Origin of the sequence: Mesorhizobium cantuariense (assembly GCF_042647205.1) — a bacterium.
GTDB lineage: Bacteria > Pseudomonadota > Alphaproteobacteria > Rhizobiales > Rhizobiaceae > Mesorhizobium > Mesorhizobium cantuariense.
This window is the reverse complement of sequence record NZ_JBHRVD010000001.1, coordinates 442,896-455,112: the sequence shown is the minus strand read 5'-3', so window position 1 is coordinate 455,112 and position 12,217 is coordinate 442,896. Positions and strand designations below refer to the sequence as shown.

7 protein-coding genes and 2 pseudogenes are annotated in these 12,217 nt (G+C 59.9%); 5 read left to right on the top strand and 4 right to left on the bottom strand.

The window, feature by feature from the left end; translation table 11 throughout:
* Positions 1-111 precede the first annotated feature (111 nt).
* Positions 112-1,455 carry an IS1380 family transposase gene (locus ACFOJ9_RS02100; RefSeq protein ID WP_378976750.1) on the top strand — a complete coding sequence of 448 codons (1,344 nt, stop codon included), beginning with the start codon at positions 112-114 and terminating at the stop codon, positions 1,453-1,455.
* 292 nt (positions 1,456-1,747) lie between these two features.
* Here ACFOJ9_RS02100 and ltrA read toward each other — a convergent pair whose 3' ends face one another.
* On the bottom strand, positions 1,748-3,073 hold the full coding sequence (ltrA, locus tag ACFOJ9_RS02095) for a group II intron reverse transcriptase/maturase (RefSeq protein WP_378976748.1): 1,326 nt from the start codon (positions 3,071-3,073) through the stop codon (positions 1,748-1,750).
* Positions 3,074-3,652: 579 nt separating this feature from the next.
* Positions 3,653-4,633 (bottom strand): reverse transcriptase domain-containing protein, encoded by a 981-nt coding sequence (locus tag ACFOJ9_RS02090; RefSeq protein ID WP_378976746.1) that lies wholly within the window; start codon positions 4,631-4,633, stop codon positions 3,653-3,655.
* Between the two features lie 1,309 nt (positions 4,634-5,942).
* Here ACFOJ9_RS02090 and ACFOJ9_RS02085 point away from each other — a divergent pair.
* The 4 genes and pseudogenes from ACFOJ9_RS02085 to ACFOJ9_RS02070 form a co-directional block, all read left to right on the top strand.
* Complete coding sequence (locus tag ACFOJ9_RS02085; RefSeq protein WP_378976744.1) at positions 5,943-7,532, top strand: carbamoyltransferase C-terminal domain-containing protein; 1,590 nt, start codon at positions 5,943-5,945, stop codon at positions 7,530-7,532.
* A 54-nt stretch (positions 7,533-7,586) separates the two neighbouring features.
* Positions 7,587-7,796 (top strand): hypothetical protein, encoded by a 210-nt coding sequence (locus ACFOJ9_RS02080; protein WP_378988323.1) that lies wholly within the window; start codon positions 7,587-7,589, stop codon positions 7,794-7,796.
* A gap of 138 nt (positions 7,797-7,934) precedes the next feature.
* Positions 7,935-8,933 (top strand): IS110 family transposase, encoded by a 999-nt coding sequence (locus ACFOJ9_RS02075; protein WP_378987518.1) that lies wholly within the window; start codon positions 7,935-7,937, stop codon positions 8,931-8,933.
* A gap of 451 nt (positions 8,934-9,384) precedes the next feature.
* Positions 9,385-10,056 (top strand): annotated as a pseudogene (locus ACFOJ9_RS02070) (IS66 family transposase); the annotation flags it as partial.
* Between the two features lie 579 nt (positions 10,057-10,635).
* Here the strand turns inward: ACFOJ9_RS02070 and ACFOJ9_RS02065 are convergent.
* Together ACFOJ9_RS02065 and ACFOJ9_RS02060 are read right to left on the bottom strand one after the other, a co-directional pair.
* Positions 10,636-11,252: pseudogene (locus tag ACFOJ9_RS02065) on the bottom strand (acyl-homoserine-lactone synthase).
* A 48-nt stretch (positions 11,253-11,300) separates the two neighbouring features.
* A complete protein-coding gene (locus ACFOJ9_RS02060) occupies positions 11,301-12,059 on the bottom strand; it encodes a LuxR family transcriptional regulator (protein WP_378976742.1) in 759 nt (252 codons plus the stop codon).
* Positions 12,060-12,217: the final 158 nt, after the last annotated feature.

Sequence of the window (12,217 nt, the reverse complement as noted above, 5' to 3'; positions counted from 1 at the left end):
GCACGACGACCCTCTGAGAGGCTGGCGGATGTAGCTTAAGCGATTGATGTGGCGTAGGATTTTGGTGCTGAAGCCATTCCTGTCGCCCACATCTTGCGAGCCACACCCGCCATGACCGACGATACGTTGCTGCCGTTCTCGTTTCCAGCCGTTGGACGCAAGAAGATCACAGCTGCGTTTGACGGCGGACGCATCACCTCGGATGGCGGCGTGATGCTGCTGGCCGCGGCCGAGCGGCGGCTGCACCTGGCTGACAGGCTTGCCGCTGCGATCCAGGATCCGCGCGATCCAGCGCGCGTGACGCACGCCATGGCTGACATCCTGCGCGCCCGCATCTTCGCCATCGCCTGCGGTTATGAGGACGCCAACGATCTCGATCGGCTGCGCACCGATCCGGCCTTCAAGCTCGCCTGTGGTCAGCTGCCCGACAGCGGGAATGACCTGTGCTCGCAGCCGACGTGTTCGCGGCTGGAGAACCTGCCGGACCTGCGCACTGTCATCCGGCTCGGCCGGGTGCTGGTGGATCTGTGGCTGTCGAGCTATGTCGCGCCGCCCAAAAGCGTGACGCTCGACATCGATGACACGCTCGATGCCTTTCACGGCCATCAGCAGCTGTCGCTCTTCAATGCTCATTACGACGAGCGCTGCTTCTTGCCGATCCACATTTACGACGCCGCGACAGGGCGGCCGGTCGCCATGATCCTGCGTCCGGGAAAGACGCCGACGGGCAAAGAGATCCGCGGTCATCTGCGCCGGCTTGTCCGGATGATCCGCGCCCGCTGGCCGAGAACCCGCATTCTGATCCGCGGTGACAGCCACTATGGGCGGGCGCAGGTCATGGCCTGGTGCGAGGATAATGCGGTCGACTACGTCTTCGGTCTGCCCGGCAACAAGGTTCTCCAGCGTCTCGTCGATGAAGTCGCCGATGATATCCGTACCCGCCGAGCGCTCGAGCACAAGCCGGCGCTGCGCGGCTACACCGAGACCCGATACAAAGCGAAATCCTGGAAGATGCATCGCCGCGCCTGCGCCCGCATCGAGGCGACCATGCTCGGCCTCGACATCCGCTTCGTCGTCACCAACCTCGCCAACGGCTCGGCCCAGCACATCTACGACGTGGTCTATTGCCCCCGCGGCCAGGCCGAGAATCTGATCAAGATGCACAAGAGCCAGCTTGCCTCGGACCGCACCTCCTGCCGCTCACCAATTGCCAACCAGGTGCGCCTCGTCCTGCACACTGCCGCATACTGGCTGATGCTCACGCTGCGCGACGCGGTGCCCAAAACCCACCAGCTCAGCAAAGCCGAGTTCGCCACTTTGCGGCTCAGGCTCCTTAAGCTCGGCGCCCGCGTCACCGAAACCGTCTCGCGCATCCGCCTGGCCTTCGCCGCAGCCTGTCCCGAAGACAGCTTGTTCCGCGCGATCGCCATCACGCTGCAGCCGGCAGCACCATGAGCGCCGGGGCATATCGAATGCCCCCGCCGAACCCCACATCTCTACCCTCCAGCGCGTTCAACAAGTCCAGCCCAAGTCGCGGTGAAAAAGACGCCTCAACCATCCGCGCCGGCTCGCTGGCGGCAAACGCGCAATCGCGCTCAGTAGAGTCGAGGAGGGGCGCGGTGGCTTGGGCCGTGTTGGCCTCGCTCCGTCTCCCTTCCCACCGGGTCACCGGAGGCGGTCGCCCGCCCCCGGTTCCCACAGAACGTGGCGTGCGGATTTCCCGCACCGACGCTCTTCGACAGTTGGTTCACAGCACTGCAAGCGCCTGCATCTCCCGATAAGGGAGGCGCAGCTTAGGCTTCAGCAACGGTGTCCGTTCTTTGATTTGGTTGAATGCGTCCCAAGTGAGGCGTCGGCCTGCCCAGCTGCGGCTGCGCAGCATTCCGCGCCAGTAACGCTCCACGGCTCGATAAACTTTTACGAGGCTCCGGAGATTTCCGGCGACGCCGTAATAGCCATAGTGGCCGCGCAGGACGACGTTGATTTCACCGGCCTGGTCACTGATCTTGTAATGCCGTATTCGCCGCATGAGCTCCTGCAGAGACATAAGGCTGCGCTTTAGCCGAGATTTCTCGGTGCGCATCCCAACCTTGAAGTTGCCTCTTTGGTTTCGCGTGCAATAGAGCGTTAGACCCAGAAAGTAGATTGTTTCCGGGCGGTTTCTGCCGCGTTTGCCCGCATGTCTTTGCGCGAACCGACCAAACTCGACCAACTTGGTCTTGGTCGGCTCTAGAGTGAGGCCGAACTTCCCCAACCGAAGACGCAAGGCCTCCTGTACGCGGATGGCGTCCGATCGATATTGGAAGCAGATCACAAAGTCGTCGATATAGCGCACCAGTCGGGCTTCGCCCCGCAACCGGCCCTTCACCACGCGTTCGAACCAGAGGTCGAGAACGTAATGAAGGTAGAGGTTGCTCAAAAGCACACTGATCGATCCGCCTTGTGGCGTTCCTTGTTCGCTCGGATGCACCGCTCCGTCTTCCAAGACGCCCGCTTTCAACCAGCGCCGGATCAAGCTGATCAGGCGCGGATCACCGACTCGATGTTCGACAAACCGGACGACCCAATCATGATCGAGACTCCCGAAGAAGTTCTTCAAATCCGCCTCCAACACCCAGCTGATCATGCCGCCGGCGATGACCTCATTGAGGGTCGCCAAGGCGTGATGGGCGCTGAGCTTCGGCCTGCCGCCGAACGAGCAGGGCAAGAAGTCCTGCTCGTAGATGGCGGACAACACCTCAGCCGTGCTGCGCTGGAGCGCCCGGTCGGCGACAGTTGGAACCCCGAGGGGGCGCTTCTCCGTCTTACCGGGCTTGGGGATATAGACACGCCGAATGTTCGGCGCCCGATATCCCTGTCGGTGGATGGATTGGAGCATCGGCTCGATCCATCCGTCGAAGCTCTCCCTCGCCGCCGCCACCGTCTGTCCGTCCACCCCGGCGGCGGAGCGCTTCGGAATCTGTAGTAGATTCTTTTGTACTCGGTCGCGCGTGATGTGATGGGCCAACGAGGTGAAGCGAAGATTTGGCTCGCGCCGAGCTTTCACTGCTATTTGTTCAAGTTTCGTTTCCATGGTCAGCTGATCTTCTCTTAGAATAGAAGGCCGTGACTCCCGTCGAATGGAGCCCATGTCGCCCAAGAACAATTCAACTACCGCTGACCGCTTCCCCATGTAGTCGGCTCTCCCGACCTCCGAGTACTATCAGTCAGTCTGACTTCCACCCGGTCATCAGACCCTTCTCACCTCATCGGCTTGGCAGGTCCTACAAGCTTGCGCTTGAACCGGATGGATCTCCCTTGTTCACGTCAATGCCTTCGGTTGCATGCTGGCGGTACGAACCCCGGGAGCACCTCAGCCCGCTCGCGATGACGCGGGTTGCGATTCCGCCTTCCCCTTTGAGAGACAGGGTCGGCTACTCCGATCACGTTCGATTTCGGGGCTATTTTCCCGTTCACTTCATTCCGGCCTACAACCTCCCTGTCTACGCTTCGCAACGGCCGTTACCGGACGTCACGCAAGACTCAGTTCGCGGCTGCTCGCTAGGCTTTGCCGCGGCCGTCATCTCAGACGGCAGACTTCAACGCGCTTGCAAGGCGCAACGCTCATCAAACCGGACGTGCGGATTTCCCGCATCCGGCTTTCCGACTGGTTTCATCGTGAGGCACGCGGCGGCGGTCCAATGTGCACGCGTCGAAGACGCAGGACACCAAGTTTTCCGAAGACAATGTCGTCGGAGAAACGCTGTGTGCCGCGTCCTTGCACCTTGTGCCGTTTGCGCAGGAAGGCGCGAACACGGTCATAGACGTGGTTGTCGACCGCTCGATAGGCCGGCAAGCGTGTTCCATAGCCAAAGTAGCCTGACCAGCCGCGCAGAAGCCTGTTCAGCTGGGTGCAGACCACGGGCCACGGCTCTTTGTTGCCGTTTACCAAGTGATCGCCAATCTTCGTTTTGATCCGTTGCACGCTCTTCTTGGATGGGCTCGCACCCAGGTACCAATGGCCGTCTTTCCGGTAGCGGTGAGGTCCGAACGTATAGCCAAGGAAGTCGAAAGGCTCCGTGCGGGCATCCTTCAGCAAGGTCTTCGCCTCGTTCAGCGTCAGCCCGAGTTTTGTCATCACCGAACGTGTCCACGCCAGCGCCTCGTCCGCGTGCCCGCGGCTGAGGATGACGAAGTCATCGGCATAGGAGATGACATGCGCACGGAACGCCTCGCCGCGTCCGGTGAGCCGCCAATGTTTCAGGAACCGGTTCATGTAGATGACCGAGAGCAGCGGACTTGCGACCCCACCTTGCGGCGTGCCGCGCGTGCTGCTCTTACCACCGCTCACGTGCCGTTTCCCGTCACCGTCCCGCTCTTCGATCGGCGCTTTCAGCCACAGCTTGATCAGCCGCAGCACGTGCCGGTCGACAATGCGCCGGGCCACCGATGTGAGGAGGTCCGAATGCGGAATCGTGTCGAAGTATTTCGACAAATCGGCGTCTACCACGTCCGTGTAGCCCCGGCAGACAAGCCGGTGCACTTCCTTGATTGCGTCGGTCCCACTGCGTCTGGGCCGATAGCCATAGGCACCATCCTCGAAGTCCGCCTCGAATATCGGTTCCAGCACCAGCTTGGCGGCGGTCTGAACCACCCGGTCCCGAATGGTCGGGATGCCGAGCGGACGTTCGCCGCCCCCCCGGCTTCGGGATCATCACCCGTCGCACCGGCTGCGGCCGGTAGGTCTTCGAGACAAGTTCCTCGCGCAGGCCCGCCAGCCACCTCTCCGCGCCTTCCGCCTCGATCTTCGCGAATGTCACGCCGTCCACGCCCGGCGAACCCGCATTGGCGCGGGCCAGCGCATAGGCATGGCGCAGCATGTCCTCACGGCAGATCTTGTCGTAAAGCACGTAGAAGCGGAAAGCGGGCTCCGCCTTCGCCTTACGATACAGCTTCCTCTGCAGGTGCCTGATCTTTTCGGGTGTTTCGAGGCTCATCGCCAATCACCCCCTCCTAACCAACTTCGAAAGCACACCAGAAGTCAGGGCCCTTCCCTCCACCGGCATTACCCGGCTTCAGCGGTATTATGACCCTGTCCGACTCCCACCGGCACCGCCGCCCTGACGGCTGCGTTGAGGCCGCTACCCTCATGCCGAGCGGGTCTCCCCCGTTACCCGCATCACCCTTCCGACGTGCCGTGCCCATTACCCCGGCGGATCGAACGGGTGCACATGTCGATTGCTTCCCCGTTCGCGCGGCCTTCCCCGAAATTCAGGCGGGTCGGCATCCACATCATCACTTTCGAGGCCTGCTCAGGCTTCACTCACGTTACGGCCCATCGGATTGCTCAACCGCCCAAGGCGGCCTTTGTCACGAGGCTTCGACCCGGCCAGTTACCCGACCGAGCCGCTCGTCAGCTACCAGACCAATCGACTACTATCTGGGTGGAACCTTCCTCCACTGGTGATATGCGCCATCGGGGCGCACTGAATAAGACGGGCTAGGGTGCTGCCGAAGGCGCGCTCCGCGAGCGGCATTCTCCTCGTCTATAGGGCGGCAGACGGCCGCCGCCGGATCTGCGTCTCTTCTCCGAGAGCCCGTAAAGGCCAACAATGCGGTGCTGATAGCAGAACTTGCGCGCCGATTTTATCTGAGACTAATCCTCCAATAACAATACATTTTTGACACAAATACCCATTTCATATATTAAAATAATTTCGCGATTCACGAACAAACCTTAATATAACGGATGCTTTATTATGTTTAGCTTACATGCTACAACAGCCTTGCATTCGGGGAATCTGCGCTTTTTATCATCGGCCGCCCCACGCAGCTTATGCCACGTGCCGAGTGGAGCCGGACTGGTGGATATCCTCGAGATAACCCTAGGGGCGGGCTCGGGAAACGCGAGGAGTCGGCGGCCCCTCCAACGTTGACACTCATTCCGCAGGAGCTTGGTACCTATGAGGATAATGTCGTTCAAACCGGGCCATGATGGCACAATTGCAGCACTCAATGCATCAGCAGCCGAGCTCATCTATTCGTACGAAGCTGAGAAGGATAGCTTTCCCAGATATTCGACAATCACCCCCACGACCATCCTCGACGCTGCTGGCCGCTTAGACGGCATTCCAGATGTGATTGCTGTAGGCGGCTGGGAGAAGACGGGATTGGAGCGCAACAGTTCAGACACTGCAACCTACCGCGGGACTGCGCAAGGGTCGGAGGTCATCAGCGAGAAGACCGTCTTCGGCAGGAAGGTGCGTTTCTATTCCTCGACGCACGAGCGCTCCCATCTCTGGGGTTCCTACGGCATGTCGCCGTTCCCGGCCGGAATGCCCTGTTATGCTCTGATCTGGGAAGGGGCGCTCGGTGATTTCTATGAAATCGATGAGTGCCTGAAGGTGGTGCATTTGGGGAATGTGATGGCGACCCCCGGCAACAAATATGCTTTCCTCTATGCGCTGGCTGATCCGAAGTTCACGTTGCCCAAAGGACATTTGCGGTACGAAGATGCCGGCAAGCTAATGGCGCTTTGCGCCTATGGGCAGACTGGGTTGCCTGACCGGGACGAGCAGGCGCTGATTGACTTCCTGCTCCCACGCAAAAGTATTCTGTACTCGCTGGGCAAGGAGGATTTGCGGGATTCGCCATATTACAACATTGGGGTGACCCACCAGAAGTTCACCAATCTCGCAAGGCGCGTTTCGGACGCCATTTTCGATTCGTTCCACGCCTTTGCGAAGAGGAATTTGACTAAGGGATTGCCGCTGCTGATTTCCGGCGGGTGCGGGTTAAATTGCGAGTGGAATCGCCGTTGGGCCGAAACGAGGCTTTTTCCTGATATTTTTATTCCGCCGTGCGCCAATGACACGGGCTCGGCGATAGGGACCGCAGTTGACGCGATGCGGCATTTCACTGGCAGTGCGAAGATCAAATGGGACGTCTATTCGGGCCAGCCCTTCATAGTTGACGAGATGGACCAGACCGGACTCGAAGTCCATCCACTCGACTATAGCCAAGTAGCGTCGGCGTTGCTCAGCGACAAGGTTCTCGGCTGGGTACAGGGCAACTGCGAAATTGGACCAAGAGCGCTCGGCAACCGATCAATTCTCGCGGCGCCTTTCTCGAAGGCAACCCATGGGCGGTTGAACCGCGTCAAGAACCGGGAGGGTTTCCGCCCGATCGCCCCGGTTTGCTTAGAACAGGATGTCGCTCTCCACTTCGACTTGGCTCGCCCATCGCCCTATATGCTCCTTTTTCAGAACGTTCTCGATAGCCGGTTGCAGGCCGTCACCCATGTTGACGGAACAGCGCGGGCCCAGACTGTTTCGCAGCAGGAGAACCCTCGCCTGTTTCAACTGCTTACCTCTTTCAAGGCGAAAAGCGGGGTCGGAGTTCTTTGCAACACGTCGCTGAACTTCAATGGCACCGGTTTCATCAATCGCGCAAGCGACTTGCTGGCCTATGCCCGGACCGCCGGTCTCGATGGATTCGTCATCAACGATACTTTTTATCTCCTTAAGCCGACATCCTGCACGGTGTCGACGTGAAGACGAATAGGCATATAGTATAAAACATGTGCGAGCCGGTGGCGGAGACGTGTGATGAGTGGAACGTGTCAATCCGGCGGGCGTGCCGGGCTCTGGAGTTCAACACGTCTACCTATCACTACAAGTCCCGCCGCCGCGATCAGGATCCGCGTCGACCAAGGCTCCGAGTTCGAGGAGGCAATGGCAGAGAAATCCGCTCTGGCCGACTACCTGATCAAGACGACCGGACTGACGTTGTCGCCGGAAAAGACGAAGGATAGGTAATTACATGGGCTAATCGCGGGAGCCGCGTCCACGTGCCGCTTTGTAGCCCTTGCGCATAGGCGGCGGTTGTTCCCCGATATGATGAAAACGGGCTCACGAGTCGGACCCGGCCCCAGCAGCAATCGGAGAACAACAACCATGGACCAATTTATCGGCCTTGATGTGTCATTGAAAGAGACCTCGATATCGGTGCGGCAGAATGGCAAGCGGAGCTGGCGCGGCAAATGCCCATCTGATCCGAAGTTGCTGGCCGAAGTGATCTGCAAGCGTGCGCCCAACCCGAAGAAGATCGTCTTCGAGACCGGCCCCTTATCGGTCTGGTTCTATCATGCGCTGACGGGGGAAGGCCTGCCGGCGATCTGCATCGATGCCCGTCACGCCAAAGCGGCGCTCGACATGGCGCCGAACAAGACCGATGCGAACGATGCAGACGGTCTGGCGCAGCTTGCAGAAGTTGGCTTTTACCGGGAGGTGCGGGTCAAGCAGTATGACAGCATGCTGACCCGCACACTGGTAGCCGCGCGCAGCCAGCTGATCAAGATCGTAACCGAGCTGTCCAATCAGATCCGTGGGCTGATGAAGACATTCGGGCTGGTCGTTCCCAAGGGTGCCGGCCGCGTATTCGAAGCCAATGTCCGAAACCTGATTGTCGACAACAAGGGACTGGAGCGGATTATCCTGCCTCTGCTCGAGACCTGGCGCACCGTGCGCGACCGGGCGGCGGAACTTGATCGGCAGCTTGTCGCCGCTGCGCGGGAAAGCGCGCCATGTCAGCTGCTGGTGTCGATACCGGGTGTTGGCTCGGTTGTCGCAGCCTCCTTCGCTTCAGCGATCGAGGCTCCGGAAAACTTCAGGACATCTCGTTCAGTTGGTGCGTGGCTCGGTCTCACCACCCGGCGCTACCAGTCGGGAGAAGTTGATTTTGACGGGCATATATCGCGGCGTGGCGACAACCATCTGCGGGGTCTGCTTTATCAAGCTGCCGTGGTGATCCTAACGAGAACCCTTGCTGACAGCACGCTTCGAACCTGGGGACTGAAGCTCAGGAAAAAGGTCGGCTTCAAGCGGGCCGCGGTCGCCGTGGCGCGCAAACTCGCTGTCATCATGCACACATCTGAAAACCGGCGAGCCTTTTGATCGGTCCGCCGGCGCGACCGCCTGAGATCGCACCGCATGGCATGGGAGACCACTCATGACTTGAAATTGAGCCACAACCAGATTGCGTCCTTTCTTCGGACACGCCGAGACGTCCCTGCCGGGACGTAGGTCGGGCCATTCCGCTATCGTGGGTTGCAGGTGCGTAACGTTCACGCAAACTGCGTTAATTACATTGGAAGGCCTCGCCTTGCGAATATCCATAATGCGGCGAACAGATGTCGACCGCGAAGACAACCATGCCTCCCGGCAAACGATCATCAACAGGGCGAAGAAGACCAGGCAGCGCGATCGTAACATCGCCTCCTGTTCGCTGTCTGTCCAAAAAACAGCAATGGCGTCTTCGGGCTATTCAAAAAAGACTTGATCAATGATCTGCGATTAGACAACTCACGCCCTTGTCAGGGGCAAGAATCCCTGAATCTATGGGGATATGGATCGCACTGATTTGCAGCGTCTGACGAAGGAAGAGTTGATCGATCTGGTGCTGCGGATACAGCGGCCAGAGAAGACATCGCGCACGTCGTCCAAGCCACCTTCGAGCGATCGCAAGGCGCGTCGGGACAGGGCAAAGCCTGGCGGCGCTAAGGCGGGTCATAAAGGTCACAGCCGCGCCATGAGTGAGGATGCCGATCGCATCATCGATCATCATCCCGACCAATGTCTTTGCTGCCGCGCCAGCCTGTCGAGCGATCTTGCTGCCGAAACCGTCAGCGAGCACGACAAGATTGAGCTTCCTGCGATCAGGCCTTTGATTGAGCGCCATCGGCGCCTGGCAGTCCGTTGCCCGTCCTGCGGCACGCTGGTCGTCGCGGCTGTGCCAGATGCGGCGAAGGGGACGCCGTTCGGGCCACGCGTGCACGCCGTAGCGACCTATCTCAAGACTTTCCAGGCCCTGTCCTACGAGCGGCTGCAGGGCGCGTTCGCGGACCTTTTCGGTCTCAACATTAGCCAGGGCGGACTGATGAACATGTTGCGCCGTGCCCAGGGCGCGTTCGCGGCCGAGTGCGACAAGGCCGTCGCGGCGTTGCGCCGGGCCAAGGTCATCGCCTCCGATGAGACCGGCGTGCGGATCGAAGGAAGCAACGCCTACCACTGGGTGTGGGCGGTTCTTTATCGAGACAAAGGGCATTGAGGCACTCGAGCGCCCACAAGCGATGCTTCAAAAGTGCTGAGGGCCAGATCGCCTCAGCACGCAGGCAAACGGGCCGCAGGATATCCGCACCCGAAACTGCGAGCTGGAGGCTATGCGCCGCAGTTCGGAGATGGACGTGCTGGCTCTCGTCGGGCCTCAGTAGGACTGTCGCACGACATGACAATGCCGTCAGGTCGAACGGCGATGCGGACGGCTGTTGCGCAACGACAGGCAGTACATGGGCGCACCGGCGCGGACATCAGAACACGGCCGCACTGCGTCCGTAAGTCTCAGCGAAACAAAACACCCCAGCGCGAGAGATCGCCGGCCGAAGCGACAACGTCGATAAGGGCTCCGCGAGACAGTCTAAGGGCCTGCTGGAGCGCAGCGAGCAGATCACTCTGGAATGCCGAGTTGCGACGCAAGAATTCTCAGGCCCAGCCACGCAACGTTAAATCAGCGGTGCAGCCATAGGAGGAGTGATCCTGCCAGTCCTGATCGGCAAATGGCGCGACAGATAGGGGCATTATCGTGCTCCCCTGCCCGCCTTCATCGGGTGATCTCATGCCACATGCCAAGCACCGGCGCCCACAGCACTGGACCGCCAATGCCGCCGCTTTGACGCACCATATGGAGCATCGGCGGTGAGACTTCGAGATAGCCTACCAAGGTGCGGGTAACGCCAATGGTTTGCGGCTCTCCGATTCGCTCAAGCGGCCCACCGGCGCGACGAAGGATGCGCTCCATGCGGAAGTCGGTGACCGTTACGATATGGCTGAGGTGGCGCGAGAGGCCTAACTCGATCATTCCAGCGAAGAGTCCGTAAGTGGCGATCGCAATGCCGCACGCTCCCTTCGGTGTGGATGAGGGAATGTCGAGCGCGAAGCGACTGCTTTCCCAGATGCTCGGGTGGTCGGGCGCCATCTTTCGCTCCAACAGCACGGGAAAGGTGTCGCGAAGCATTGTCGGGCCTGTGGAGGGCAGGAGCCGCACGCACCCATCGACAGAACCGTCAAAACCGCGTCAAATGAATCGATCTCGTAGCCGCTATTTCCTCGTAGCGCCCAGTCGAGGCTCTCCTTGAAGACGCGGTAGCGCAGGCGATGCATTGCATGCAGGTCGTCGGCAAAGTCCTCATAGCAGTCTGGTGCAATCAGCTGGATCATCAAGACCCTCCTCGCGGGCAAAATTTCCCCGGTATTGGAGGCGAAGCTTTACGCTTGCGCTGCCTGTGCGGTTGCACAGGTAGGAATATCAGCGATGCGAGGATTTCGAATCGATGAGAAACGCAACCAACTGACTTCTGGTCCGAGCTTCCTGCGGGCGTTATCGAGATGAAACTCGGCGGTGCGCTGTGTGATCCCGAGAATGAAGCCCGTCTCCCAGGCCGATTTGCCACGTGCTACCCATTGCGCGCACTCGTATTCGCGCGCCGTCAAAGGCACACCGTCGACGATCCGGACAGCGGACAGTTTTCGTCGAACAAACATGTGAAAACAGGTCGCAACGTATGGGAGATCGTCTTCATAGCGTTCCATGACGCGGAAAAATACAGGATCGCGCTTGTCAGCGGCAAAGGTCATCGCCGCAAAATTGCCGCGGTGATCCATAATCGGGATCGTCAAACCACAGCAAATGCCGAACTGCGCCGCTTCGTCAAAGACCTTCTGCTCGGCTTCTGATGGCTCAACCCCCGGCAGTGCGGAGCCCCATCGAAATGGGTATCCGCCGCAGCGGGCGCGCACTATGACGGGATCGACGCTCTGGTACCCGTGCTCAAGATAGCGCGCTGTCCAGGGCGCCGGATAGTTCGAGATCAGCGTGGGCTTGTCCTTAGAACGCGGCGGGAGCGAGAGGTAGGCGAAGGCGAGCAGGTCGAATTGTGAGGCCACATCGCCGAGCGCGCTGCGGAAATCGACCTCATCCACGCTGTCCCAAAGCCGTTCCAGAAATCTTTCGAAGACAGGTTGCATGTCTGTCCTTGGATCTTCGGTAACTTGCTTGCGGGTGGCAAGTCCAGGTGGACTTGCAACGTCTCAAAAATGAGCCCTGCCGGCGGGGAGGTGCACCGGCAGGGCTCGCCGCCCAAAGGCTGCGGTCAAATGGGAGGACCGGACAGTAGCGGCAAAAA

Bases quoted from the DNA above. Each gene is read 5' to 3' on its own strand.
- ACFOJ9_RS02100 (WP_378976750.1), top strand. From the start codon at position 112: ATGACCGACGATACGTTGCTGCCGTTCTCGTTTCCAGCCGTTGGACGC.
- ltrA (WP_378976748.1), bottom strand. From the start codon at position 3,073: ATGGAAACGAAACTTGAACAAATAGCAGTGAAAGCTCGGCGCGAGCCA.
- ACFOJ9_RS02085 (WP_378976744.1), top strand. From the start codon at position 5,943: ATGAGGATAATGTCGTTCAAACCGGGCCATGATGGCACAATTGCAGCA.
- ACFOJ9_RS02080 (WP_378988323.1), top strand. From the start codon at position 7,587: ATGAGTGGAACGTGTCAATCCGGCGGGCGTGCCGGGCTCTGGAGTTCA.
- ACFOJ9_RS02075 (WP_378987518.1), top strand. From the start codon at position 7,935: ATGGACCAATTTATCGGCCTTGATGTGTCATTGAAAGAGACCTCGATA.
- ACFOJ9_RS02060 (WP_378976742.1), bottom strand. From the start codon at position 12,059: ATGCAACCTGTCTTCGAAAGATTTCTGGAACGGCTTTGGGACAGCGTG.